Raw genomic sequence first — 24,927 nt, 5'->3', positions numbered from 1 at the left:
CGGGCAGGGTGCCTGCCGCATTAAGGAGCTGTCATGAAATTCCTCGATCTGGCAAAGGTCTATATCCGCTCGGGCGCCGGCGGGAACGGCTGCGTCAGCTTCCGTCGTGAGAAGTATATCGAATACGGCGGGCCGGACGGGGGAGACGGCGGCAAGGGCGGCTCGGTCTGGGCTGAGGTGACCGAGGGGCTGAACACGCTGATCGACTTCCGTTACCAGCAGCATTTCTTTGCTAAAAACGGTCAGTCCGGCATGGGCCGCCAGCGCACCGGCAAGGACGGTGACGACATTATTCTGCGTGTCCCCGTGGGGACAGAGATCCTGGACGAGGATGAGGAAACCGTTCTGGCTGACCTCACCGAACCCGGCGCCCGCGTGCTGCTGGCAAAGGGCGGCAACGGCGGTTTTGGCAACCTGCACTTCAAATCCGCGACCAACCAGGCGCCGCGCCGGGCCAATCCAGGCCAGGAGGGCGTTGAACGCACCATCTGGCTGCGGCTCAAGCTGATTGCCGATGCGGGCCTCCTGGGCTTGCCGAATGCGGGTAAATCCACCTTCCTGTCGGCCACCTCCAACGCCCGGCCCAAGATTGCGGATTATCCGTTCACCACGCTGCACCCGAACCTGGGCGTGGTCGGCATCGACAACACCGAATTTGTGGTCGCGGACATTCCCGGCCTGATCGAAGGCGCCCACGAGGGCCGCGGCATCGGCGACCGTTTCCTGGGTCATGTGGAGCGTTGCGCAGTGCTTCTGCATCTGGTGGATGGCACCTCGGAAACCGTGGTCGAGGATTACGAGACCATCATCGGCGAGCTGGAGGCCTATGGCGGCGAACTGGCCACCAAAACCCGGATAACTGCGCTGAACAAGGTTGATGCAATTGATCCCGACGAGCTGCAGGAAAAGCGCGCCGCGCTTGAGGAAGCTGTCGGCGGGCCGGTGCTGCTGATGTCCGGTGTCAGCCGTGAGGGTGTGAGCGAAGTACTGCGCGCCTTGCGGAATGAGATTGATGACGACCGCCTGAGGATGAAGCCTGCCGAGGAGGAAGAGCCTTGGCAGCCTTGAGCAGCGCGAAACGGATTGTCGTCAAGATCGGCTCAGCCCTGCTTGTCGACCGCAATAGCGGCGAGCTGCGCGCAGGCTGGCTGCACTCTCTGGCCAATGATGTCGCATGGCTGAAGTCGCATGGCACCAATGTCGTGCTTGTCTCGTCGGGTTCGATTGCCTTGGGCCGCGGTGTTCTGGGTCTGCCCCGTGCAGATTTGCCGCTAGAACAGTCGCAAGCGGCCGCTGCGGTCGGGCAAATCCGCTTGGCCCGTGCGTATGAGGAGGCCTTGGCGCCGCACCGCATCACGACTGCACAGGTGCTGGTGACACTGGAAGACAGCGAAAACCGGCGCCGCTATCTGAATTCCCGTGCGACGCTGGAAACATTGCTGAGCATGGGCGCCGTGCCTATCGTCAACGAGAACGACACCATTGCAACGGATGAGATCCGATATGGCGACAACGACCGGCTGGCAGCGCAGGTGGCAGTGACGGTGGGGGCGGATGCCTTGATCCTGCTGTCAGATGTCGATGGCTTTTACAGCGCCAACCCCGCCTTGGATCCGAACGCCAAGCGCTATGACCGGATCGATGAGATCACACCGGAGATCGAGGCAATGGCAGGCGATGGTGTTTCCGGCCTGTCCAAGGGCGGCATGATCACTAAATTGCTGGCCGCGAAGATGGCCACAGCGGCCGGCTGCGCCATGGCGATCACTGAAGGTTCGCCCCTGAACCCGCTGAAATCACTTGAGGAAGGCGCAACCTGTACCTGGTTCACCGGACAGGGCGACCCGCAAGGAGCCCGCAAGCGTTGGATCAGTGCAATGAAGACCCGCGGTGTGATTACGATTGATCAAGGCGCCGCACGCGCGCTGATGTCCGGTAAAAGCCTGCTGCCCGCGGGTGTCCGTCATGTGGAGGGTGACTTTGGCCGCGGCGATCCGCTGGCCATCCTCGGCCCAGACGGCCACAAGCTGGGGCAGGGGCTGTCACGCTATACCGCGGAGGAGGCCCGTGCCATCCAGGGGCGCCAGTCACAGGAGATCGAGGCGACGCTGGGCTATCCCGGCCGTGCCGCACTGATCCACCGCGATGATATGGCGCTTTGAGAGACTAGACGAATAGTTTATTCCAGCCGGCAAGCCGAAGACGTGCAGACAGGGACCGGCAAGGGTGCGAGACATATGAAAGATAATGAGAACATTCCCGCCGTGATGGCGGAGCTTGGCAAACGTGCAAAGCAAGCAGCGCAAATCCTGGCGACAACCAGTGCGGAACGCAAACACGCAGCCTTGATCGGCGCTGCGGAGGCGGTCTGGAGCCGCCGGGCAGAGATCATCGCAGCAAATGCCAAGGACTTGGAGTTCGGCCGAGGCAAAGGCCTGTCGGACGCGATGATGGACCGGCTGATGCTGGACGAGGCGCGTATTCAGGGCATCGTTGATGGCCTGCGCGCCGTGGCGGAACAGCGCGACCCGGTAGGCGAAGTGATGGAGGAGTGGGAGCAGCCCACCGGCCTCAAGATCCAGCGCGTGCGCACACCGCTGGGCGTGATCGGCGTGATCTATGAAAGCCGTCCGAATGTGACTGCCGATGCCGGCGCGCTTTGCCTGAAGTCCGGCAATGCTGTGATCCTGCGCGGCGGTTCCGAAAGCTTCCATTCCTCGCAGGCTATTCACGCCTGCCTGGCGGAGGGGTTGAAATCTGCAGGCCTGCCGGAAGACGCGGTGCAACTGGTCCCGACCCGCGACCGCGCTGCGGTGCAGGAACTGCTGACCATGACAGATTACGTCGATGTCATCGTGCCGCGCGGCGGCAAGGGGCTGGTTGGCCTGGTCCAGCGTGAGGCTCGGGTGCCGGTTTTTGCCCACCTTGAGGGCATTGTGCATATCTACCTCGACAAGTCTGCCGATCCGGAAAAGGCACTGGACGTGGTGCTGAACGCAAAGACCCGCCGCACCGGCATCTGCGGCGCGGCTGAATGCCTGCTGATTTATCAGGACATCGCAGCTTCGCTGGGCAAGATGGTTCTGGAGGCCTTGACCTCCGCCGGCGTGGAAATCCGTGCCGAGGCTGGGCTGCCTGGACCGGACAGCATGACCACTGCTACGGCGGATGACTGGGGTAAAGAGTATCTGGATTCCATCATTGCGGCCAAGCAGGTAGCGGGCATTGATGAAGCAATCCAGCACATCCGTACGCATCACTCTCAGCATACTGATTGCATCATCACCGAAGATGAGGCCGCAGTTCAGAAATTCTTCTCCGAACTCGACAGCGCCATCCTGATGCACAATGCCTCAACCCAGTTTGCCGACGGCGGCGAGTTCGGCATGGGCGCCGAGATCGGCATTGCCACCGGCAAGATGCACGCCCGCGGGCCGGTTGGGGCCACCCAATTGACCAGTTTCAAGTACCTGGTGCGCGGCAACGGTACGACACGCGCCTAAGGCATCAAAAACGCAAAACGCCGGGCAGGAAGCCCGGCGTTTCTTTGTGAAAATACTGCAAATCAGAATTGCAGCGTAATTTTCTCCAGGCTCTGTTCCAGCCTGACTGTGCGGTTGGCTTCCTTTGCAGCCTCAGGCAACAGGGCGAATTGAACCAAAGCCGGGGTGATTTCGGCATTGGAGTTCCCGCCGCTGACCCGGGCCCAAAGCTCATCATCGACCGCCAGCTTGCTGCCTTCGCCCATTACCGTCCATTTGCCGTCTGCGCAGAAAATCTTGACCGTTCCGCCATAGGGCAGGGCGCTTTCCAAGCACAACGCTGACAGCAGCGCCAAACGTGCTTCACTGCGGGTGCAGCCGTCCAGCGGCGACCATTGGTACTTGATACGGCCGGACTTGGAGATATCTTCCAGCACCGATACCACTTCGGCACGCCCCATCTGCTGGTCGCCGGCGGCGCCAAAGGCGATACGGAAGAAACGGATACGCGCATTGGCATTGGCAACGCTGTCTGAGATCAGCTCCAATTCCGGACCGGACATGCTGCCGGCCATGCCCAGCAGTTCCAGCCCGTTGTTGATGGCACCGACGGGGCTGATCAGATCATGGCAGATCCGCGACCCTACCAAAGCGGCCAGATTGGCGTTATCTACACCCATAACTTCTACTTCCTCCGAATTGGGCCACCCGCCAATGAATGACCTCAACGCTATTTTAGCCCCCGGAATGTTCGTCCGGCACCCGGATCACCCTGAGTGGGGCATCGGCCAGGTTCAGTCGAACGCGGGCGGCAAGATCACCGTGAACTTCCCCGATCAAGGCAAGCTTGTGATTGATGGAGCGCGCGTCTCCCTTATCCCCGTCTTTGAGCCATAACGGTTTATGAAGGGTTAACGAACTCATTCAAACTTGACTGATAACTTGCGCTTTCTTTGCCTCTCAGGCTAGTTGCGCGCAAGCCTGAACCACGCAGGATAGCCGAATGCAAGACCGTGCTCCGGAATTTTCCGTGAAAATAGCAGAAACCGAGGCAGAGCTGCGCGCGGCACAGGCCTTGCGCTATGATGTTTTTGTCCGGGAACTCGGCGGCGGCGGTGAATTGGTCGATCACAATGCCGGGCTGGAGCGTGACCGGTTCGACCCCTTTTTCGACCATATGCTGGTCACGGATGAAGCGACCGGCCAAGTGGCCGGTGTGTACCGTCTTTTGCGGGATGACCAGGCGGCAAAGGCAGGGCAGTATTATTCTGAAGATGAATATGACTTGACCTCTCTAAAGAGGTCTGGACGCAGATTGCTGGAACTTGGCCGTTCCTGCCTGCATGCTGACTATCGCGGCGGGACTGCGATGTTTCATCTCTGGGCGGGCTTGGCGGAATATGTAGAGGCGCACGGTATCGACGTTCTGTTCGGTGTCGCAAGTTTTCATGGAACCGACCTGCAGGCGCTGGCCAATCCGTTGTCGATGCTGCACCATAACCACTTGGCTCCCCGGGACATTCGTGTCCGATCAAAAGTCTTTGAAAACATGGACTTGATCAAGGAAAGTGATCTGGACCGCAGGCGCGCGATGGTGGAAACACCAGCCTTGATCAAAGCCTATCTGCGGCTTGGCGGTTTCGTCGGAGCGGGCGCCTACATCGACCATGGTTTCAATACCACGGACGTCTGCCTGATCCTGGACACGGCCCGGATGAATGAACGGCAGCGCAAGATCTATTCCGGAGGCCGCGGCCGCTCATGAGTATCAGCTGGCAAAGCGAGGAGGCGCCAGACCCGGTCCGGATCGCGCCGCTTGGCTGGGGTTTGGTGCTGCTCCGCGGGCTGCCGCTGGCGCTGCTGGTCTTTGGTGGTCTGCTGGTATTGCTTGCAGTGCGCCTGATCGAACGGCCCGTCTGCGGCCTGCACCGGCCGGTAACCCCGTTTATCACCCAGTTTGTCTGCCGCAACGCGTTCCGCATTCTTGGCATCGCTTACAGAACCCGCGGAACTCTGATGCGGGAGCGTGGCCCTGTAGTGGCCAATCATTCTTCCTGGCTTGATATCTTTGCGCTGAATGCTCGCAAGCGGATCTACTTTGTATCCAAGGCCGAGGTCGCCAATTGGCCCGGCATCGGCTGGCTGGCCAGGGCCACTGGCACCGTGTTTGTCGAACGCAACCCCAAGAAGGCGAAGGAACAGGCAGAACTGTTCGAACAACGATTGGGTGCTGGCCACAAATTACTGTTCTTCCCAGAGGGAACATCTACGGATGGCCTTAGGGTTTTGCGTTTTAAAACAACGTTGTTCGCGGCATTTTTCACGAAAGAACTTCGCAATAGCCTGCATGTCCAGCCGGTCTCGGTAGTGTATCACGCACCCAAGGGGGCACCCGCCCGGTTTTACGGCTGGTGGGGCGACATGGACTTTTGCCCGCACCTGCTCAAGGTGCTTGGGGCTGCGCGGCAGGGTTCTGTTGAACTCATCTACCATCCACCGTTGAAAGTGTCTGGCTTTGCGGACCGCAAGGCGCTGGCTGCCCGCGCCGAAGAGGTCGTGCGCGCGGGTCACCAAAAAGCCCTGGAAGGATGAAACCAAGGACGGTATGGCAATTTCCGCTGTTCAGCCCTTGCCACGCTTCCGGAACTGATCTATAGGCGCGCCTACGAACCCGCAGGCGGGGTTTGGCCTGATCAGGGGAGACATCCCTGACGGACCCCCGGTTGGAGCATCCGCTCTGAACCCCCGCCGAGGATAGAAACCGGAAAGGAAAGAATAGCATGGCTCTTCCCGAGTTCACCATGCGTCAGCTGCTGGAAGCTGGCGTACACTTCGGCCACCAGACCCAGCGCTGGAACCCGCGCATGTCGCCGTTCATCTACGGCTCGCGCAACGGCATCCACATCATGGACCTGACCCAGACTGTTCCGATGCTGGACCAGGCGCTGCAGGTTGTCCGTGACACCGTCGCCAAAGGCGGCCGCGTCCTGTTCGTCGGCACCAAGCGCCAGGCCGCTGGCCCGATCGCCGAAGCAGCCGAGAAGTCCGCACAGTACTTCATGAACCACCGCTGGCTGGGCGGCACCCTGACCAACTGGAAAACCGTTTCCCAGTCGATCAACCGCCTGAAGGAAATCGACGAAAAGATGACCTCCGGAGCCGAAGGCCTGACCAAGAAAGAGCGTCTGGGCATGGAACGCGACCAGGAGAAGCTGCAGGCCTCCCTGGGCGGCATCCGCGAAATGGGCGGCGTGCCGGATCTTCTGTTCGTCATCGACGTGAAAAAAGAAGCGCTGGCAATCGCCGAAGCCAAGAAACTGGGCATCCCGGTTGTGGCTGTTGTCGACACCAACTGCTCCCCCGATGGCGTAGACTACATCATCCCGGGCAACGACGACGCATCGCGCGCCATCTCGCTGTACTGCGACCTGGTGGCCCGTGCCGCTCTGGACGGTATGTCCGCTCAGCTGGGCGCTGCTGGCGTTGACCTGGGCGCGCTGGAAGAGGCACCGGCAGAAGAAGCCGTTGCTGAAGAAGCAGCCGCTGACGCCTGATCCGTCCTGTCACGGAACTGACATGCGGGGCAGGGTATCACCTGCCCCAAATCCGTTTTTGAATTGAGGAGAGCCTAAGATGGCAATCACTGCAGCAATGGTGAAAGAACTGCGCGAATCCACCGGCGCAGGCATGATGGACGCGAAGAAAGCCCTGGTCGAAAACGACGGCAACATGGAAGCCGCTGTCGACTGGCTGCGCACCAAAGGTCTGGCAAAAGCCGCCAAGAAATCCGGCCGTACTGCTGCGGAAGGCCTGGTTGCTGTTGTCGTCGAAGGCGGCAAGGGCGTTGCGGTTGAAGTGAACTCGGAAACCGACTTCGTTGCCAAAAACGGCGAATTCCAGGAAATGGTTGGCAAGATCGCGACCGCAGCTCTGGGCGTTGCCGACGTCGAAGCGCTGTCCGCAGCAGACTTGGGCGGCAAGACCGTTGCCGACACCCTGACCGACAAGATCGCCACCATCGGCGAGAACATGTCGCTGCGCCGCATGGAGTCGCTGGAAGGTGAGACCGTCGTGTCCTACGTCCACAACGCGGCCACCGCCGGCATGGGCAAGATCGGCGTTCTGGTCTCCATGAACGGCGGCGACGAAGCCATCGGCAAGCAGATTGCCATGCACATCGCAGCCGTGAACCCGGCCGCGCTGTCCGAAGCAGACCTGGACGCCTCCGTGGTTGAGAAGGAAAAGCAGGTCCAAATGGACATCGCCCGCGAATCCGGCAAGCCGGAGCAGGTGATCGAGAAGATGATCGTCGGCCGCATGAAGAAATTCGTGGCGGAATCGACCCTGCTGAACCAGCAGTTCGTGGTGAACCCGGACCTGACTGTGGAAGCTGCTGCCAAGGAAGCCGGCGCGACCATCACCGGCTTTGTCCGCGTGGAAGTCGGCGAAGGCATCGAAGTTGAAAAAGAAGACTTCGCAGCGGAAGTGGCAAAGGCCGCTCAGGGCTGATCAGCTTCACAGCTTTCAAAGTTTAAAAGCAGGCAGGATCGTCCTGCCGGCTTTTTTGTGCTGTCCGGGAATGGCCAAACACCGTGCAGCAGTTGGTTTAGCTGCGTGATTTCCATGGGGTCAAAACTGGAGGCCGGAGAGGGTGAGGGGCCCCACTGATGGGGATGGATGGGACCCCTCTGATATCCGGAATAGGACGCGGACGAATACACGCCTATTCCTGATAAGGTAGGAGAGCCTTGAAATCGCAAGGGTCGATACCCGAAGTTCCTTGGCTAAAGCCACCACTCACGGAACACGTGCAACATGCAGCGAATTAAACTAATACGGTAGTATAGAATTCCTTACCTTTTTGACGCTGTTTGGCGTCTGAAACTGCATACAATTTTCTTGTAACATGGCGGCGACACGTCCGCATAGCGCACGATTTTTAAACCTATATATTTCAACTGCTTACGTGACTATTTGGGAGTTTCTTCGACGGTTTTTAGCGCAGTGTCAGGCGTCGACGACATACATCTGGTTATGCAACGCTGCCTTCAGGACGGCTTGCGCTGTTGTCTCGACGGACAGGGATTCCCGGGCCAGCCGAAGATGCTTTTCAATGGTCGCTGGGGTCAACCCCATCAGCATTGCAATATCCTGAGTTGTCTTCCCATCGCCAACCCATTGCAGGACTTCACGCTGGCGCTTGGTCAGGCTGCGGTTCGGGGCCGTGTAGGGCAGGGTGAGGATTTTCAGGTGTGCGACATTGTTCATCAGTACGATGTCATCACCGCGTTCTTCCCAGAGGGCATCCACCTCATCCTGGCTCATACCCGGTTTGGCGGCCAAGGAAATCGCCCCTTTGTACCGTTTGGAAGCGGAATAAAAGCTGACCGTGTAACCGGCGTTCATGTCCAGTTTCTGGTTGAACTCATGCACTTTCTTGGCTTGTGGGCTGAGCGTGTCGCTGGCGGCCATTTCCTGGACAATACGCCAGCTGCCGGCACCTTCATTGTCCAACGCCCAGCGAAGCATCGGCGCGTGAAAATAGAGCCCTTTGTGCAGGAACCCGTTCAGGTATTCGCTCTGATGATTGGAAAGGATGACAAAATCGTCGGGATCGCCAAGGGACGTTTCCGTTTTGTAGCGTGTATAGCCATAGATCAGACGGTCAAAACCGAATTCGGCCATTTGCTGGACATGCCCGTGCCAAAGCTGTTCCAGGCTTTCTGCGCCGCAAACGAAATTCAGATACTTTTTAACTTTCATGCCTGTCAGATCTTTTTCAAGTGAGCTGCCAGAGCATCCATCGCCAGGAGATAACCTTGGGCGCCAAACCCGCAAATCTGTCCCAGCGCCGCCTTGGCAATAAATGACGTATGGCGGAACGGCTCACGGGCATGAATGTTAGTGAGATGCACTTCAACGGCCGGGATCTCTACTGAAATAAGGGCGTCCATCAAAGCAATAGACGTATGGGTATAGGCGCCGGCATTGAGTGTGATACCCTGATGGCGGCCTTTGGCAGCGTGAATGGCGTCGATGAGTGCGCCTTCGTGGTTCGACTGCAGGCAATCCACCTCGAACCCGAGCGCCTTGCCATGGGCTGCACAGGATTGTTCAACCATCTCCAGCGTGACCGAACCATAAATGTCCGGCTGGCGCGTTCCCAGCAGGTTCAGATTTGGTCCGTTCAAAACCAGAATGCTTGGCATCGATTGTTTTCCTCACAGTGTTTCTTTTGAACTTCTAAGGCAAGTTCGCCCGGAAAGCGAATACCGAAAGGCGCTTGAAACCGAAATTCCGGATTTTGGGTAAATAAGGATACAGATCGGCTTGAGCTGAAGCTGAGCATAACAAAAACGTGACAAATCACTGTCTTGCTCAAACTTTTTCTGGCTCATTCCTCAGCTTCGCAAAAGTTTCTGGAAACGGTACCTGCTGGCTGTCGCTCCGGGCGTATCAAGTTAAGATGACCTGCCCGAAACCAAGAAAGCCTGATCCATGCCGGACACCGCAAAAATACTTCTGGATCTGCTCGATTTAGAAGAACTGGACACCAACCTTTACCGCGGCTCTGGTTCCGGGGGAGAGACGCCAACACGGATCTACGGCGGCCAGGTAGTTGCACAGGCGCTGACTGCAGCTTATGCTTCTGTTTCCGGGCGCTTATGCCACTCGCTTCATGCATATTTCATCCGTCCGGGCGATCCGTCCCGTCCGGTGATCTATGAAGTCGACCCCGCACGCGATGGCCGCAGCTTCACTACGCGCCGCGTGGTCGCTATGCAAAACGGAAAGCAAATTCTGAACCTGGCCGCGTCCTTTCAAGCCCGGGAATCAGGCTGGGAGCACCAGCATGCCATGCCGGATGTGCCGCCGCCGGACGGTTTGGAGCCTCGGCATAAGATCCTTTTGAGAAATGCATTCCGGGTGGAGAGTGGCAAGCGCGGCGAGTTTGTCCGGCCTCGGCCGTTTGAAATCCGCGAAGTGGAGCCAAGGGATCCATTGACGCCTGAAAAAACTAGCGACGTCAATAACATGTGGGTGCGGATGGAAGCAGCAAAGGGCGCGGGTCCTGAATTGCAGCATATTTTGATGGCCTATGTTTCCGACTTTGGTTTGCTCGGATCATCCTTGCGGCCGCACGGTTTGACGTTTCACAAACCAAACGCCATGACCGCCAGTCTGGATCACGCAATGTGGTTTCATGCACCGGTCCAGTTCCAGAACTGGCACCTGTATTCAATGGATGCTCCGTTCACGGGGAACGGCCGCGGCTTCAACCGCGGAGCAATCTATACGGAAGATGGACGACTGGTCGCCAGCGTAGCGCAAGAAGGCTTGCTGCGTCCCATAAGGTACTGAAATGTAATATCTTCATACCGTAAGATGTGTTGACTGTTCAGCTCAATAAATAACATAATTCTGATTATAGGATTTATGGGCAAGGTAAAAGTGGATTCACAACCGAAGTGCAAATTCTTTACGAATACAGAAGCTTGCATGGAGGATGTTGAATGGGACGCCACTACTCTCACTTGAGATTGGACGAACGCCGCAAGATTGCCAAGTGGCTTGAAGCCAAAATGCCGATTGCGGAGATTGCGGATCGTTTGTGCCGTGATGCTTCGACAATCTACCGGGACATTAAACGGAACCGTTACACAAACTCTGAACTTCCCGAACTGGATAGCTATCACGCCGTAGCCGCGCAAGACATGTATGAGCGCCGCCGTGCCATTCATCGAAAGATGATCGTTTTCCCGGAACTCAAGGTTGCCATTGAGGACCGGCTCAAGGTCGGCTGGTCACCTGAACAGATCGCAGGCCGGATGCGCCTGGAGCGCCATCCAGTCCGCGTGAGCCACGAGACGATCTACCGTTTCGCTTATTCCAAGGATGGCCGGGCTGAAGCGTTCTACAGGCACTTGCCCGAACAGCGCCGGCGCCGCAGGCCCAGAGGGTATAGGCGGCATCATCGGACCCGGATCTTTGACAGCCAGAGCCTGTCACGCAGACCCGAACGCATTTCCGAACGTGCCGAGTTCGGCCATTGGGAGTGCGACCTGATGATGTTTCGCAAAGAGCATGGAAAGATCAATGTCACCTCCCTGGTTGAGCGCGTCAGTCGCTACGCTGTCGTCATGCGCAACGAAGATCGTCAGTCAAAGCCGATCATGGAAGCGCTGATCAACGGGCTCGCTCCCCTGCCCGCCGATGCACGCCAGTCGATCACCTTCGACCGTGGAACGGAATTCTCTGCATGGGTGCGGCTCAAAGACGGGATCGGAGCAGACAGTTGGTTCTGTGACCCGCAAGCACCTTGGCAAAAAGGTACCGTCGAAAACACAAACAACAGGCTGCGAAAGTACCTGCCCCGCTCGACCGAACCGGCGGCGCTGACAAATCGGTATTTAAGGTCGATTTGCCACCGCCTCAATTCCACGCCGCGCAAATGCCTCGGATACCGGACCCCCGCCGAAGTGTTTGAAAACCACCTGATAGAAATTCAGAACCGATTGGAATAAAAAGGGATATCGGAAACTGCACTTCACCGTGAGCTCACAAATCTGAAGATGCCTGCCAAAGAAAAAGGCTTCCTCTGATTGACAGAGGAAGCCAGTTATCACCGATCAGGCTCCTTCATTGACTGCCCGAGTGTATTCTTACCTGGGCCTTCTCGATGTTCAGAACGGGCGCACCCGCTCCGGATAGTATCGGAAGCAGCCAATTCCACTTCCAGCTCCCGTCTGCGCCACCGAGGGAAATCCAGAGGCGAAGACAGTATTCGTCAGCTGCAGCCCGAGGTTCCGCCGCAAGTGTTGCACTTCATGCAGGTGCCGTTGCGCACCAGCGTGTAGTTGCCGCATTCGCCGCAGGCTTCACCCTCGTAGCCTTGCATTTTTGCCTTGGTGCGTGCGTCCATGCCTGTGCTGGGCTGCACGGTTGCCTCACTGGTCTCCGGCACCAGCGACTGCAGCGCGGCAACCGGATCGGTGCCGGTGCCCAACACGCCCGCTTCGGTCTGGCCGCCTTGCAGCACCACCAGTTCCTGCGGCAGACGCTTGCGCAGATAGCCGGTCGAGGAAATTTGCTTGAGAACCTCCAGCGACCGCGTGGCAGCGCTTTCGCTCAGCTCGGAGACGTTGGAGACGCCTTCTTCCTCGCCGCGGCCCAGATCGTCGAATGTTGCGCCTTCCGGCTTAACATGCGCCAGATCGGTGCGGTCGAGATAGGAAACCGCCAATTCGCGGAATACATAGTCAAGGATCGAGGTTGCGTTCTTGATCGAGTCGTTGCCTTGGACCATGCCCGCGGGCTCGAACTTGGTGAAGGTGAAGGCGTCGACAAACTCCTCCAGCGGCACGCCGTACTGCAGGCCAACCGAGACCGCGATGGCAAAGTTGTTCATCATCGCCCGGAATCCTGCGCCTTCCTTATGCATGTCGATGAAGATCTCGCCCAGGGTGCCGTCCGAGTATTCCCCGGTGCGCAAGTACACCTTGTGACCGCCGACAACCGCTTTCTGGGTGTAACCTTTGCGCCGCTGAGGCATCTTTTCCCGATGGCTGCGGACCAGCTCCTTGACTACGACTTTCTCGACGATCTTTTCGGCCAGCACAGCGGCTTTCTCCTGGGTCGAGCCGCTTTCCAGCACCTCCGCCGCGTCGTCGTCATCCTCGACCAATGCTGCGGCCAGCGGCTGGCTCAGCTTGGAACCGTCACGGTACAGCGCGTTGGCCTTCACGCCCAGGCTCCAGCTGAGCTCATAAGCTTTCTGGCAGTCCTCGATAGTGGCCGAGTTCGGCATGTTGATTGTCTTGGAGATAGCGCCGGAGATAAAGCTTTGCGCTGCGGCCATCATGCAAATATGGCTGTCAACACTCAGGAAACGCTTGCCTTTCTTGCCACAGGGGTTGGCGCAGTCAAAGATCGCGTAATGCTCTTCCTGCAGATGCGGCGCGCCTTCAAGGGTCATGGTGCCGCAGACGTGATCGTTGGCCGCGTCGATATCCGCCTTGGTGAAGCCCAGGTGACGAAGCAGGTCGAAAGTCGGATCGTTCAGCTTGGGTGCCGGGATGCCCAGCACGCCGGTGCAGAAATCCTCGCCCAGGGTCCACTGGTTGAACACGAACCGGATATCAAAAGCCAATTCCAGCGCCGCATCCACCTTGGCCAGCTCATTGGGACCAAAGCCATGGCCAGCCAGCGAGGTATGGTTGATGCCAGGCGCATTGCCGATGGAGCCATGGCCCACCGCGTAAGAGACGATCTCTTCAATCTGCGCGGAGCTGTAACCCAGCCCCTCAAGCGCCGAGGGCACAGAGCGGTTGATGATCTTGAAATACCCGCCGCCCGCAAGCTTCTTGAACTTCACCAGGGCAAAGTCCGGCTCGATGCCCGTGGTGTCGCAGTCCATCACCAGGCCAATGGTGCCGGTCGGTGCAATCACCGTGGTCTGGGCGTTGCGGTAGCCGTGCTTCTCACCCAGCTCCAGCGCTTCGTCCCAGGCACTGGCGGCCAGATCGGTCAGCAGCGCGTCCGGGCAATTGGCGATATCCAGCGGAACCGGCTTCACAGACAATTGTTCGTAGCCGTCAGCGTTGCCCTTTGCAGCGTTGCGGTGGTTGCGGATCACCCGCAGCATGTGATCTGCGTTTTTCGCATAACCCGGGAACGGGCCAAGCTCGGAGGCAATCTCGGCAGAGGTTGCATAGGAGACGCCGGTCATCAGCGCGGTCAGCGCGCCGCAAAGCGCCCTGCCCTCATCCGAGTCATAGCCAAAGCCCATGTTCATCAGCAGGCCGCCAATGTTGGCATAACCCAGGCCCAGAGTGCGGAAATCATAGGACCGTTGCGCGATTTCCTTGGACGGGAACTGTGCCATCATCACCGAGATTTCCAGCGTCAGCGTCCACAGGCGGCAGGAATGCATGAAATCATCCGCCTGGAACAGCCCGTCTTTCAGGAAACTCAGCAGGTTCAGTGATGCCAGATTACAGGCGGTGTCGTCCAGGAACATGTATTCCGAACAAGGGTTTGAGCCGCGAATCTCACCGTCTTCGGGGCAGGTGTGCCACTCGTTCACGGTATCGTGGAACTGGATGCCCGGATCGGCGCAGGCCCAGGCTGCATGGCCTACCTTTTCCCACAGGTCGCGGGCCTTGATCACCTTGGCAACCTTGCCGTTGGTGCGGTTGAACAGCTCCCAGTCAGCGTCCTTTTCGATTGCGTGCAGGAACGCATTGGTAACGCGGATAGAGTTGTTGGAGTTCTGGCCGGAAACAGAGCTGTAGGCCTCGGAATCCCAGTCGGTGTCGTAGGTCGGGAATTCGATCGACGTATGGCCCTGCTTGGCGTAGTCCAGCACCCGCTTGATGTAGGTTTCAGGGATCGCGACCTTCTTGGCTTCTCGGATGGCCGATTTCAGTCCGCCGTTGACCGCAGGGTCGTAGGCATCGGCCTCAGCCCCGTCCCAACTCCGGATCGCCTCGAAAATGCCGTTCAGCATCTTCTCGTGCATCTTGGAGCCCGCGACGATGGACGCGACCTTCTGCTCCTCGATCACCTTCCACTGGATGAAGTCTTCGATATCCGGGTGATCGGCGTCGACGATCACCATTTTTGCTGCCCGACGGGTTGTGCCGCCCGATTTGATGGCGCCCGCCGCGCGGTCGCCGATTTTGAGGAAGCCCATCAGGCCAGAGGATTTGCCGCCGCCCGACAGCGGCTCGCCTTCGGCGCGCAGATGGCTGAAATTGGTGCCAGTGCCGGAGCCGTATTTGAACAGCCGCGCTTCCCGCACCCACAGGTCCATGATGCCGCCATCCTTGACCAGATCATCCGAGACCGACTGAATGAAGCAGGCATGCGGCTGGGGGTGTTCATAGGCGCTGTCCGACTTTGTCAGTTTGCCGGTCTTGTAATCGACATAGTGGTGGCCTTGAGCCGGCCCGTCGATGCCATAGGCCCAATGCAGGCCGGTGTTGAACCACTGGGGCGAGTTCGGGGCCGAGCGCTGGGTCGCCAGCATATAGCGCATCTCGTCGTAATAAGCGCGGGCATCTTCCTCGGAGGAGAAATAGCCGCCCTTCCAGCCCCAATAAGCCCATGCGCCCGCCAGACGGTCGAACACCTGCTTGGAGGAAGTCTCGCCACCCGGAACCGCGCCGTCGTCGGGCACCGAGCGCCACAGGAACTCTGGTACGCCTTTCTCGCGGACCTTCTTCAGACGCGATGGCACGCCGGCCTTGCGGAAATACTTCTGGGCGATGACGTCGCTGGCCACCTGGCTCCAAGAAGCAGGAATTTCGATGTTGTCGAGCCGGAAAACGATAGTTCCGTCCGGATTGCGGATCTCAGAGGTGGCAGAAACGAATGCCAGATCGGCATATGCATCCTGGCCCGGTTTTGTGTATTTCCGTTCGATCTTCATGCTCTGCCCCTTTTCAAGCACTCATCGTTCATATGTCCTAGTGCCCCCGCACCAGCCGGTTCCGGATGCAAAACATGCAAAATCCATGGCGCACACCTTGCATGGCGTACCTGAGGCCCTCGCCGACCATTCTTCACAGGACTGTCTGCTGTTTTCAGCGTTGTTGCCGAGGCGTCTCGATCTACCAGATCTAGTATCGCCGCAACCGGTGTCCACAATTTGGCGTATTCAGACACAAAGGGTCAACGTTAAATTTACACCTCCGTAACGATCTTTGCTGTTGACGCTTTCTGCGGTTTCCCGGGTCCGGCACTCCCCATTGATTCATCCACAGGACGCCCCCGGCAAAGGGCTTCCGGCAGCAGTGTTCAATGCCGCAAAATTCTTCCGGCCAGAGAACGACTTGCCACACAACAGGACAGAGCGGGCCAACCTCCCGGCCCGGGACCCGGGACAAATTCTGGACGAGTTAACCTCAACAGGCGGCCTGAACAACTTAACGATGAGCTTGCTGTAGTCTTGCGCATCGAAGTATTCAGAGCGGCGGAGGGCATTAACCTTCTGACGCTTCACAGCGGCAATTGGTTAAGGGTGTCTTAACAGAAGGTTAAGGAAGTATTAACACCCAGAATTGTAGAGAGGGAAAGTCGAACAGCAAATACGGGAAACGAATTTGTCAGGCGCATCCGCGCGAGAAGATTTGTTCCAGTTTTATGCTGAGAAGTGGTCGGGGCGGCGAGATTCGAACTCACAACCCCCTGTACCCAAAACAGGTGCGCTACCAGACTGCGCCACGCCCCGGACCGTGCGCTTTCCTATATCCGCGGAACTGATTTGAAAAGCCCTAACAGGGCCAAACAGCACGTTTGCCTGAAAAAACTTGATGCCGCATCTCAGTGCCGGCAGAGATGCCATAGCGATGCGCCAGTCCACCGTTGATTTCCAAAACAGCAAACACATGATCACCGCCAGGGATCGGCGTCAGATCGCCCGGAACAGCATTTCCATGCACCGAGGTCACCGTTCCGGTTTCATCCAGGAAAATGATATCCAGCGGGATAAGCGTGTTCTTCATCCAGAAGGCGGCGGGTTGCGGGTGCTCATAGACAAACAGCATCCCTGCCCCGCGCGGCAGGCTCTCCCGGAACATCAGGCCTTGCGCCCGCTCCTGTTCATCGTCTGCGATTTCGACGCTGAATGCGGTCTGCCCCCACGTCCCGCGCAGTTCAACCCTTCCAGGCTTGCACTCAGAAGCCGCAGCGGTACCGGCTCCGATGGAAAGCACAGCGCCCAAACTCCAGGAAAGCAGGCGCCGTCTCAACGTATCAATCCAGACTGCCAGGCATCAGCGCGGCTTCCCACGCCAGGACCTCAACCGCCATACGGCCGCGCTTTCCGTCAATCACGCGCATCGCCAAGGCCTCGCCCGGCTGCAGATCCGCAAGCCCGGACTGGCGCAGAACCTCAACGTGCAGGAACACGTCCTCACCCCGGCCAAAAACATTGGCAAAGCCGAAGCCCTTACCTTTGTCGAACCATTTAACACGGGCGGGCTCGAGCGGCTCGCTTTGCAGGCTGTCCATGTCCAGTTCGGCAAAATCGCTCAGAACCGGAGTGTCGTCGCGTTCGGGCGGGAGAATCGAAAGCACCTCAACGGCCTGAACGCCGCGGCCGGTCTGGTGAGTAACCACCTCGATCCGGGCGCCGTCCGCAACGGAGCTTTGACCGAAATTGCGCAGCACGTTCACGTGCAGAAGAATGTCAGGCCCACCCTCGTCAGATACGACAAAACCGTACCCTTTGGCCGGGTCGAACCACTTCACCAGCCCCTGTACCTGCTGCAAGCTGCTGAGATCTTCTGCCACTTACTTATTCCACCGCGTTTTTTTTATTTTGATGATGCCCTGATGCGCGATTCTGACCTTGGAATTCAAGCTAAAAAGTCCTGAAATTGTCACGAAACTGCTATTGACCCCAGGTAAACCTTAACCATTTGCGTCATGGGTTGAGGCGCATGATTTCCCATGCTGCGTTTGCATCCTTGCGCCGCCAGCGGAACCGGTCGTGCAACCGGAATGCGCCATCGGCCCAGAACTCTATCTCCACCGGAACCAGCCGGTAGCCGCCCCAGAACGGCGGCCGGTCCGGGTTAGTTCCTTTGGTAGCGGTGATTTTCGCAACTTCCGCCATCAGCGCGCCGCGGCTTTCCAGCGGTTGCGATTGCTGCGAGGCCCAGGCGCCCAGGCGGCTCTTGAGTGAGCGCGACTTGTAGTAATCATCAGCCTGTGGGCCCTCTTCCCGGGTAATTTCGCCGCGCACGCGAATTTGACGGCGCAGAGATTTCCAGTGCATCACAAAGGCGGCCTTGCCGGCGTGATCCAGCTCTTGCGCCTTGGCGCTCCCGTAATTGGTGTAGAATACAAAGGCAGCGTCCTCAATCTCCTTGAGAAGCACCATCCGGCTGTTCGGCAGACCGGTCTCATCCACCGTGGCCAGGGCAATGGCATTGGGATCATTGGGTTCGGCCTGTTCGGCCTCCGCCAGCCAGGCACGCGCGATGGCAAAGGGATCGTCGCCTGCAAAAATACCAGAACGGTCGGACATCGGGCACCTCGTATCGGAATTGAGTGCAACCTATGCAGCTTCCCGGCCATCGGCAAGGGCGTGCACCCTTGAAGCGCCCCGCGCGGCATACTAAACACCGTCTAATTCAAGAGATCACAGGCGGAGAACCTGCATGTCTAGTCAACTGATGGCCGGTAAGCGCGGCCTCATCATGGGCCTTGCCAATGACAAATCGATTGCTTGGGGGATCGCCAAGGCCTGCGCCGACGCGGGTGCCGAGCTGGCGTTTTCCTATCAGGGCGATGCCCTGAAGAAACGCGTCGGTCCGCTGGCCGAACAATTGGGCAGCGGTATCGTCCTGCCCTGCGACGTCTCGGATGAGGCCTCGATCGACGCCTTGTTTTCCGAGCTGGAAAGCAAATGGGGCAAGCTGGACTTCGTGGTTCACGCCATCGGCTTTTCCGACAAGAACGAGCTGCGCGGCCGCTACGTCGACACCAGCCGGGCCAACTTTCAGATGACCATGGACATCTCGGTCTTCTCCTTCACTGCTGTTGCAAAACGTGCAGAGAAGATGATGACCGAAGGCGGCTCGCTGCTGACCCTCACCTATTACGGTGCCGAGCAGGTTATGCCTCACTACAATGTAATGGGCGTGGCCAAGGCGGCGCTGGAAGCATCGGTCAAATACCTGGCCGAGGATCTGGGCAAGGACGGTATCCGCGTCAACGCAATCTCGGCCGGCCCGATCAAGACACTGGCCGCCTCAGGCATCGGTGACTTCCGCTACATCATGAAGTGGAACGAGTACAACTCGCCGCTGCGCCGCAATGTGACCATTGATGACGTCGGAAATTCCGCGCTCTACCTGTTGTCCGACCTCAGCTCCGGCGTAACCGGCGAGAACCTGCATGTGGATGCCGGCTATCACGTGGTGGGCATGAAGGCGGTCGACGCGCCCGACATCTCCAAGTAACTGAACCCATTGAGAGCCCAGGCCCCGGCCCGGGCTCCCGCCAGCTGACGCGAACCCGCGGGGAGCAAGAAACATGACCGACCGTCTGCCGCACGAAAAAGGCTTTCACATCAGCTGGGACCAGATCCACCGCGACTCGCGGGCCTTGGCCTGGCGCCTGGACGGGCAAGGCCCGGATGACGGCGCCTGGCGTGCGGTGGTTGCGATCACCCGCGGCGGCATGGCGCCGGCCATGATCGTCAGCCGCGAGCTGGACATCCGCACCGTCGACACCATCTCGGTGAAATCCTACCACCACCAGGCGCAGGGCGAGGCCGAAGTGCTGAAAGCGCCTGACGCCGAACTGATGGGCGACGGCGAGGGTGTTCTGATCATCGACGATCTGGTCGACAGCGGTAAAACCCTGGAGCTGGTGCGCGACCTCTACCCCAAGGCGCATTTCGCCACCGTCTATGCTAAGCCCAAAGGGCGGCCGATGGTCGACACCTTCATCACCGAGGTCAGCCAGGATACCTGGATTTTCTTCCCCTGGGACATGGCGCTGCAATATGTGGAGCCGTATCGCGGCAAGGATTGATCCCTTCTTCAGTTCTGGTTTCAGCATCAGCGCGCCTTTCGGGGCGCGCTTTTCTTTTGCCGGGCTCCGGGTAATTCCGCTTGCGGCGCCCCCTTTTGCCAAGGATAGTCTTGACGGACTTCCGCTGCAATTTCCGGCGCTGCATACTCTCTGGAGCCTTTGATGAACCGCACCCGCACCCAAGCCACCTTTGTCTCCCCGATTGTCGAATCACGCCGCTGGGTGGCCGGAGTTGAATTTCCGCCAGAGCGCCCGCTGCTGAACGTCAGCCAGGCCGCGCCCGCAGAAGCACCGCCCCAGGGTCTGCGCCAGGCATTGGCAGACGCCGCACTTAATGACGTGAACGCTCATCTTTATGGCCCCGTGCTTGGCAACGGCCCGTTGCGGCAGGCCTTGGCCCGGCAGATTTCAGATCACTACCAGGCAGCAGTTAACTCTGACCAGACCGGGATAACCTCAGGCTGCAATCAGGCCTTTGCTGCCGCTATTGCCGCACTTTGCGGTGAAGGCGACGAGGTGATCATCCCCGTGCCCTGGTACTTCAATCATAAGATGTGGCTGGATATTTCCGGCGTCACCGCTGTGCCGCTGCAGGCCGGCGCAGGCATGCTGCCGGATCCCGAAGCCGCCGCGGCACTGATCACCGAACGCACCCGCGCCATTGTTCTGGTTACCCCCAACAACCCCTGCGGTGTGGAATACCCCGATGGGCTGGTGCGGGCATTCTTTGATTTGGCCCGAAAAAACAACCTGTCTCTGATCGTGGATGAGACCTACCGGGATTTTGACAGCCGGTCAGGAGCGCCGCATGGGCTGTTTCAAATGGCGGACTGGGACCAAACCCTGATCCATCTCTACTCCTTCTCCAAAGCGTACCGCCTCACCGGCCACCGGGTCGGGGCCATCGCGGCCTCCCCAGAAATGATGTTCGAAATGGAGAAGTTTCTGGATACTGTCACGATTTGCCCGTCCCAGCTGGGCCAGGCCGGTGCTCTTTGGGGAATTGAAAACCTGCAGGGCTGGCTGGCGGGCGAGCGGCAGGAAATCCTCGACCGCCGCGCCGCCATCGAAGAGGGGTTTCCGGCGCTTGCGGCAAAGGGCTGGCGATTGCTCGGATGCGGAGCCTACTTTGCATATGTTGAACACCCCTTCGATCTCACGTCCGGCGAAATCGCACGCAAACTGGTCGCCGAGGCCTCTGTTCTGATGCTGCCTGGTTCCATGTTCATGCCCGAAGGGAACCCGGACGGCGCACGCCAGTTCCGGATTGCCTTTGCCAATGTGGACCGGGCGGGCATTCAAACGCTGTTTGACCGGCTGGCTGCCTTTAATCCCTGACAACCCTGCGGTTTGATCCGCAACCGTCTTGCCCCTCTGCGGGCAGCCGCGTATTCAGTCAGCGGCATTTCCCGCCGCCGGGCCAGCGTCCCGCGCGGCAGAACAATAAAGAGGGCATCATGGCCGCAGGCATGCAAAAGCTATCCAAAACCTTTGTCTGGATCCTGATGGGGATGCTCATCGTCGGCCTCGCCGGATTTGGCGCGGTGAATTTCACCAGCTCGGCGTCGTCTGTTGCCCAGGTTGGCGACGAAGAGGTCAGTATCGGCGATTATGTGCGCGAGCTGCAGCGGGAACAGCGCGCCCTGCAAGCGCAGACCGGCCAGGCCATGCCGATGTCGCAGCTAACCGCCTTTGGCCTCGACCGGGTGGTTCTGGGCCGGCTGATCTCGATCGCGGCACTGGATCACGAGGCGAAGGAACTGGGCCTGTCGATCGGTGACGAAAACCTGATCGAGGAGCTGGCTGCCATCGACGCCTTCCAAAGCGTGAACGGAGGTTTTGACCGCGAGGCCTACCGTTTTGCTCTCAGCAATGCGGGCTTGTCCGAGAAACAATTCGAAGAAGACTTGCGCCGCGAATCCGCCCGCACCATCGTACAGAACGCTGTTCTGTCCGGCGCCAAAATGCCGCAAACGCTGACTGATACCCTGACCGGTTTCATCGGCGCCCGCCGCAGTTTCTCTTATGTGCAGGTGAATGCTTCTGACATCGTTCTCACCTCGCAGGTGCCTTCGGACGCTGATCTCCAGGCTTTCTACGAAGCTAACCAGGCCCTGTTCATGCTGCCTGAGGCCAAGGTAATCACCTATGCCGCCCTGCGCCCAGGAATGCTGGTGGATGAGGTGGAAATCGACGAGGCTATGCTGCGCGACCTGTTCGACGACCGCTCCAGCCAGTACCAGGTGCCGGAGCGCCGCCTGGTTGAACGCCTGGTCTTTGCTGATGAGGACGCCGCGGCCAGCGCCAAGGCGCAATTGGAAACCGGCGGTGCCACCTTTGAAAGCCTGGTCGACGCCCGCGGCCTGACCTTGCAGGACATTGACCTGGGTGACGTGACCATGGGCGATCTCGGCGCAGCTGGAACCGATATCTTTGCCGCCCAAGTGGGAGATGTGGCCGGCCCCTGCCCTCGGACCTCGGACCGGCGCTTTACCGCGTGAACGGCCGCCTGGAGGCGCAGATCACCACTTTCGAGCAGGCCAAACCCGAACTTCGCGACGAACTTGCCTCGGACCGCGCCCGCCGTCTGGTGGAAGCGCAGGCCGAAGATATCGACGACTTGCTTGCGGGCGGCGCCACGCTGGAAGAGCTGGCCACCGAAAGCGGCCTGGAACTTGCCCGGATCAATTGGACCAGCGAAGCCAGCGATGGCATCGCCGCCTATGAAGGTTTCCGTGCCGCCGCCGCTGCCGTCACCGCCGAAGACTTCCCGGCAGTGGATTTCCTTGATGATGGCAGCTTGTTCGCCCTGCGTCTGGACGAGGTCCTGCCCGAACGCCCTGAGCCTTTTGCAGAGGCAAGGGAAAAAGTCCTGGCTGCCTGGCAGGCAGACCGCCTGGCAACTGCGCTGCGAGAGCAGGGTGAAGACTTGCTAGCCCAAGCTCAGTCCGCAAACGGCTTTGCCGAAGGTGCCGCGGTAAAATCCGAAACCGGCCTGACCCGCACCGCCTATATCGACACCGTTCCGGCGGATCTGGTCACCCAGGTGTTCGAGATGGATGACGGCGAATTCCGCCTGGTTCAGGATGCGGAATCGGCTGTGGTTGCCCGCCTGAACGCTATCCTGCCGCCCGAAGAAACCGACGATATGAAGCTGCTCACCCAGGCCTTGCAGGCACAGATGGACCAGGCGCTGGCTCAGGCGCTGTTCCAGGCGTATATGCAAGACGTCCAGACCCGCGCCGAACCCCGTGTAGACCAGCAGGCGCTGAACGCCGCGCAGGCAAACTTCCAGTAATCAAGGCAAGCACCCATGGCCCTGACCCCCGATTTCGACAGTTTCTCCAAGGCCTATGAGGCCGGCGAAAACCAGGTCGTCTACACCCGTCTTGCCGCCGATCTCGACACGCCGGTGTCGCTGATGCTCAAACTCACCGGCGCCCAAAAGGACGCTTTCATGCTGGAGTCGGTGACCGGCGGCGAAGTGCGCGGGCGCTATTCGATAATCGGCATGAAACCGGATCTGGTCTGGCGCTGCCACGGGGAGCAGTCGTCGCTGAACCGCACAGCGCGGTTTGACGCCGAGAATTTCACCCCGCAGCCCGGCAATCCGATGGACAACCTGCGGGCTTTGATCGCCGAAAGCAAAATCGACTTGCCCGATGATCTGCCGCAGGCGGCGGCAGGCCTGTTCGGTTATCTTGGCTATGACATGATCCGCCTGGTGGAGCATCTGCCGGATGTGAACCCGGATCCGCTCGGCCTGCCCGACGCGCTGATGCTGCGCCCTTCGGTCATTGCCGTACTGGACGGTGTCAAGGGAGAGGTCACCGTGGTGTCGCCGGTCTGGTCCAGCGACGGTCAAACAGCCAAGGCGGCCTATGCCCAGGCGGCAGAACGGGTGATGGATGCCGTGCGCGACCTTGAACGCGCCATGCCGGCCGAAAGTCGCGACCTCGGGGAGGCCCATGAAGTGGCGCCGCCCAAGTCGAATTTCACCAAGGACGGCTACAAGGCTGCGGTGGAAAAGGCCAAGGAATACATCCGCGCAGGCGACATCTTCCAGGTCGTGCCGGCGCAGCGCTGGACCCAGGCGTTCCGCGAGCCGCCCTTCGCGCTTTACCGCAGCCTGCGGCGCACCAACCCGTCGCCCTTCATGTTCTATTTCAATTTCGGCGGCTTCCAGGTGGTTGGCGCCTCTCCGGAAATCCTGGTCCGCGTCTTCGGGCAGGAGGTCACAATCCGCCCCATCGCCGGCACCCGCCCGCGTGGCGCCACACCTGAGGAAGACAAGGCGCTGGAAGCCGATCTGCTGGACGACAAAAAGGAACTGGCCGAGCACCTGATGCTTCTGGACCTGGGCCGCAATGACACCGGCCGGGTGGCCAAGATCGGCACCGTGCGCCCGACCGAGAAATTCATCATCGAACGTTACAGCCATGTGATGCATATCGTCTCCAACGTCGTTGGCGAACTAGCCGAAGACAAGGACGCATTGGATGCCTTCTTTGCCGGCATGCCCGCAGGCACCGTTTCCGGCGCTCCCAAGGTGCGCGCAATGGAGATCATTGATGAACTGGAGCCGGAAAAACGCGGCATCTACGGCGGCGGTGTCGGCTATTTTTCAGCAGGCGGCGACATGGACATGTGCATCGCCTTGCGCACGGCGATCGTGAAGGACCAGAACCTCTACATCCAGGCTGGCGGCGGCGTTGTCTACGACAGCGACCCGGAGGCGGAATATATGGAGACGGTTCATAAATCCAATGCCATCCGCCGCGCTGCGGCAGACGCCGCCCGCTTCACTGGCAACGGCAACCGCTAAGGCAAATCCTGGAAGCCCGGCAGCCTCTTTCTGGCCGAAAATACTCCCGCCGGAGGCAACGGCGTCCTG

The 24,927-nt window shown here is 59.3% G+C and carries 21 protein-coding genes, 1 tRNA gene and 1 pseudogene; 15 read left to right on the top strand and 8 right to left on the bottom strand.

From position 1 onward, the window contains the following. The first annotated feature begins 33 nt into the window (after positions 1-33). From obgE to ACXAEH_RS04940, 3 genes are all read left to right on the top strand, one after another. Positions 34-1,068 carry a GTPase ObgE gene (gene obgE / locus ACXAEH_RS04950; RefSeq protein ID WP_475031364.1) on the top strand — a complete coding sequence of 345 codons (1,035 nt, stop codon included), beginning with the start codon at positions 34-36 and terminating at the stop codon, positions 1,066-1,068. Next, complete coding sequence (gene proB / locus ACXAEH_RS04945) at positions 1,056-2,162, top strand: glutamate 5-kinase (protein ID WP_475031363.1); 1,107 nt, start codon at positions 1,056-1,058, stop codon at positions 2,160-2,162. The genes obgE and proB overlap by 13 nt, the downstream gene beginning before the upstream one ends. Before the next feature lie 75 nt (positions 2,163-2,237). Then, the gene (locus tag ACXAEH_RS04940) at positions 2,238-3,503 is read left to right on the top strand and encodes a glutamate-5-semialdehyde dehydrogenase (protein ID WP_475031362.1); all 1,266 of its coding nucleotides are present in this window, start codon (positions 2,238-2,240) and stop codon (positions 3,501-3,503) included. Positions 3,504-3,565: 62 nt separating this feature from the next. Here the strand turns inward: ACXAEH_RS04940 and ACXAEH_RS04935 are convergent, their stop codons facing one another. Then, a complete protein-coding gene (locus ACXAEH_RS04935) occupies positions 3,566-4,162 on the bottom strand; it encodes a histidine phosphotransferase family protein (RefSeq protein ID WP_475031361.1) in 597 nt (198 codons plus the stop codon). 34 nt (positions 4,163-4,196) lie between these two features. Between ACXAEH_RS04935 and ACXAEH_RS04930 the strand changes: the two genes are divergently transcribed. From ACXAEH_RS04930 to tsf, 5 genes are all read left to right on the top strand, one after another. After that, a complete protein-coding gene (locus ACXAEH_RS04930) occupies positions 4,197-4,379 on the top strand; it encodes a DUF3553 domain-containing protein (RefSeq protein WP_141890353.1) in 183 nt (60 codons plus the stop codon). Positions 4,380-4,485: 106 nt separating this feature from the next. Next, positions 4,486-5,247: an L-ornithine N(alpha)-acyltransferase gene (gene olsB, locus ACXAEH_RS04925; RefSeq protein WP_475031360.1), complete on the top strand. Its 762-nt coding sequence runs from the start codon at positions 4,486-4,488 to the stop codon at positions 5,245-5,247. Beyond that, a complete protein-coding gene (olsA, locus tag ACXAEH_RS04920; protein WP_475031359.1) occupies positions 5,244-6,074 on the top strand; it encodes a lyso-ornithine lipid O-acyltransferase in 831 nt (276 codons plus the stop codon). The genes olsB and olsA overlap by 4 nt, the downstream gene beginning before the upstream one ends. A gap of 188 nt (positions 6,075-6,262) precedes the next feature. Next, on the top strand, positions 6,263-7,036 hold the full coding sequence (gene rpsB / locus ACXAEH_RS04915; RefSeq protein WP_475031358.1) for a 30S ribosomal protein S2: 774 nt from the start codon (positions 6,263-6,265) through the stop codon (positions 7,034-7,036). 79 nt (positions 7,037-7,115) lie between these two features. Further along, positions 7,116-7,991, top strand: a complete 876-nt coding sequence (gene tsf, locus ACXAEH_RS04910; protein ID WP_475031357.1) for a translation elongation factor Ts — start codon at positions 7,116-7,118, stop codon at positions 7,989-7,991. A gap of 498 nt (positions 7,992-8,489) precedes the next feature. Here tsf and ACXAEH_RS04905 read toward each other — a convergent pair whose 3' ends face one another. Next, the gene (locus tag ACXAEH_RS04905) at positions 8,490-9,245 is read right to left on the bottom strand and encodes a helix-turn-helix transcriptional regulator (RefSeq protein ID WP_475031356.1); all 756 of its coding nucleotides are present in this window, start codon (positions 9,243-9,245) and stop codon (positions 8,490-8,492) included. 5 nt (positions 9,246-9,250) lie between these two features. Beyond that, complete coding sequence (gene aroQ / locus ACXAEH_RS04900) at positions 9,251-9,691, bottom strand: type II 3-dehydroquinate dehydratase (protein WP_475031355.1); 441 nt, start codon at positions 9,689-9,691, stop codon at positions 9,251-9,253. Between the two features lie 289 nt (positions 9,692-9,980). Between aroQ and ACXAEH_RS04895 the strand changes: the two genes are divergently transcribed. Both ACXAEH_RS04895 and ACXAEH_RS04890 read left to right on the top strand, forming a co-directional pair. After that, complete coding sequence (locus ACXAEH_RS04895) at positions 9,981-10,844, top strand: acyl-CoA thioesterase (protein WP_475031354.1); 864 nt, start codon at positions 9,981-9,983, stop codon at positions 10,842-10,844. Between the two features lie 152 nt (positions 10,845-10,996). Further along, positions 10,997-12,007: an IS30 family transposase gene (locus tag ACXAEH_RS04890; protein ID WP_475031353.1), complete on the top strand. Its 1,011-nt coding sequence runs from the start codon at positions 10,997-10,999 to the stop codon at positions 12,005-12,007. Between the two features lie 263 nt (positions 12,008-12,270). On the opposite strand, the gene ACXAEH_RS04885 is transcribed toward ACXAEH_RS04890, so the two are convergent. The 5 genes from ACXAEH_RS04885 to pdxH all read right to left on the bottom strand — a co-directional run bounded on the left by ACXAEH_RS04885 (position 12,271) and on the right by pdxH (position 18,519). Beyond that, on the bottom strand, positions 12,271-15,915 hold the full coding sequence (locus ACXAEH_RS04885; protein WP_475031352.1) for a vitamin B12-dependent ribonucleotide reductase: 3,645 nt from the start codon (positions 15,913-15,915) through the stop codon (positions 12,271-12,273). A gap of 724 nt (positions 15,916-16,639) precedes the next feature. Further along, a tRNA-Pro gene (locus ACXAEH_RS04880) sits at positions 16,640-16,716 on the bottom strand. Between the two features lie 43 nt (positions 16,717-16,759). Next, positions 16,760-17,209 (bottom strand): DUF192 domain-containing protein, encoded by a 450-nt coding sequence (locus ACXAEH_RS04875; protein WP_475031351.1) that lies wholly within the window; start codon positions 17,207-17,209, stop codon positions 16,760-16,762. 31 nt (positions 17,210-17,240) lie between these two features. Further along, positions 17,241-17,780, bottom strand: a complete 540-nt coding sequence (locus ACXAEH_RS04870) for a cold-shock protein (protein ID WP_475031350.1) — start codon at positions 17,778-17,780, stop codon at positions 17,241-17,243. A 133-nt stretch (positions 17,781-17,913) separates the two neighbouring features. After that, complete coding sequence (gene pdxH, locus ACXAEH_RS04865) at positions 17,914-18,519, bottom strand: pyridoxamine 5'-phosphate oxidase (RefSeq protein WP_475031349.1); 606 nt, start codon at positions 18,517-18,519, stop codon at positions 17,914-17,916. Positions 18,520-18,652: 133 nt separating this feature from the next. Between pdxH and fabI the strand changes: the two genes are divergently transcribed. The 5 genes and pseudogenes from fabI (at position 18,653) to trpE (ending at position 24,858) form a co-directional block, all read left to right on the top strand. Beyond that, positions 18,653-19,456 (top strand): enoyl-ACP reductase FabI, encoded by an 804-nt coding sequence (fabI, locus tag ACXAEH_RS04860; RefSeq protein WP_475031348.1) that lies wholly within the window; start codon positions 18,653-18,655, stop codon positions 19,454-19,456. A 73-nt stretch (positions 19,457-19,529) separates the two neighbouring features. Next, the gene (gene gpt / locus ACXAEH_RS04855) at positions 19,530-20,033 is read left to right on the top strand and encodes a xanthine phosphoribosyltransferase (protein ID WP_475031347.1); all 504 of its coding nucleotides are present in this window, start codon (positions 19,530-19,532) and stop codon (positions 20,031-20,033) included. A 162-nt stretch (positions 20,034-20,195) separates the two neighbouring features. Then, positions 20,196-21,371, top strand: coding sequence for an aminotransferase (locus tag ACXAEH_RS04850; protein ID WP_475031346.1), 1,176 nt, complete (start codon positions 20,196-20,198; stop codon positions 21,369-21,371). Positions 21,372-21,490: 119 nt separating this feature from the next. Next, a pseudogene (locus ACXAEH_RS04845) lies at positions 21,491-23,331 on the top strand (peptidyl-prolyl cis-trans isomerase). Between the two features lie 15 nt (positions 23,332-23,346). Further along, complete coding sequence (trpE, locus tag ACXAEH_RS04840; RefSeq protein WP_475031345.1) at positions 23,347-24,858, top strand: anthranilate synthase component I; 1,512 nt, start codon at positions 23,347-23,349, stop codon at positions 24,856-24,858. Positions 24,859-24,927: the final 69 nt, after the last annotated feature.

Source organism: Leisingera sp. ABM4_060 (genome assembly GCF_056158765.1).
Note: the sequence above shows the minus strand (reverse complement) of the source record. Positions and strands in the feature narration are given on the sequence as shown.

What these genes read in the sequence shown, in the direction of transcription:
- obgE (WP_475031364.1), top strand. Translation starts at nt 34, where the DNA reads ATGAAATTCCTCGATCTGGCAAAGGTCTATATCCGCTCGGGCGCCGGC.
- ACXAEH_RS04940 (WP_475031362.1), top strand. Translation starts at nt 2,238, where the DNA reads ATGAAAGATAATGAGAACATTCCCGCCGTGATGGCGGAGCTTGGCAAA.
- ACXAEH_RS04935 (WP_475031361.1), bottom strand. Translation starts at nt 4,162, where the DNA reads ATGGGTGTAGATAACGCCAATCTGGCCGCTTTGGTAGGGTCGCGGATC.
- ACXAEH_RS04930 (WP_141890353.1), top strand. Translation starts at nt 4,197, where the DNA reads ATGAATGACCTCAACGCTATTTTAGCCCCCGGAATGTTCGTCCGGCAC.
- olsB (WP_475031360.1), top strand. Translation starts at nt 4,486, where the DNA reads ATGCAAGACCGTGCTCCGGAATTTTCCGTGAAAATAGCAGAAACCGAG.
- olsA (WP_475031359.1), top strand. Translation starts at nt 5,244, where the DNA reads ATGAGTATCAGCTGGCAAAGCGAGGAGGCGCCAGACCCGGTCCGGATC.
- rpsB (WP_475031358.1), top strand. Translation starts at nt 6,263, where the DNA reads ATGGCTCTTCCCGAGTTCACCATGCGTCAGCTGCTGGAAGCTGGCGTA.
- tsf (WP_475031357.1), top strand. Translation starts at nt 7,116, where the DNA reads ATGGCAATCACTGCAGCAATGGTGAAAGAACTGCGCGAATCCACCGGC.
- ACXAEH_RS04905 (WP_475031356.1), bottom strand. Translation starts at nt 9,245, where the DNA reads ATGAAAGTTAAAAAGTATCTGAATTTCGTTTGCGGCGCAGAAAGCCTG.
- aroQ (WP_475031355.1), bottom strand. Translation starts at nt 9,691, where the DNA reads ATGCCAAGCATTCTGGTTTTGAACGGACCAAATCTGAACCTGCTGGGA.
- ACXAEH_RS04895 (WP_475031354.1), top strand. Translation starts at nt 9,981, where the DNA reads ATGCCGGACACCGCAAAAATACTTCTGGATCTGCTCGATTTAGAAGAA.
- ACXAEH_RS04890 (WP_475031353.1), top strand. Translation starts at nt 10,997, where the DNA reads ATGGGACGCCACTACTCTCACTTGAGATTGGACGAACGCCGCAAGATT.
- ACXAEH_RS04885 (WP_475031352.1), bottom strand. Translation starts at nt 15,915, where the DNA reads ATGAAGATCGAACGGAAATACACAAAACCGGGCCAGGATGCATATGCC.
- pdxH (WP_475031349.1), bottom strand. Translation starts at nt 18,519, where the DNA reads ATGTCCGACCGTTCTGGTATTTTTGCAGGCGACGATCCCTTTGCCATC.
- fabI (WP_475031348.1), top strand. Translation starts at nt 18,653, where the DNA reads ATGTCTAGTCAACTGATGGCCGGTAAGCGCGGCCTCATCATGGGCCTT.
- gpt (WP_475031347.1), top strand. Translation starts at nt 19,530, where the DNA reads ATGACCGACCGTCTGCCGCACGAAAAAGGCTTTCACATCAGCTGGGAC.
- ACXAEH_RS04850 (WP_475031346.1), top strand. Translation starts at nt 20,196, where the DNA reads ATGAACCGCACCCGCACCCAAGCCACCTTTGTCTCCCCGATTGTCGAA.
- trpE (WP_475031345.1), top strand. Translation starts at nt 23,347, where the DNA reads ATGGCCCTGACCCCCGATTTCGACAGTTTCTCCAAGGCCTATGAGGCC.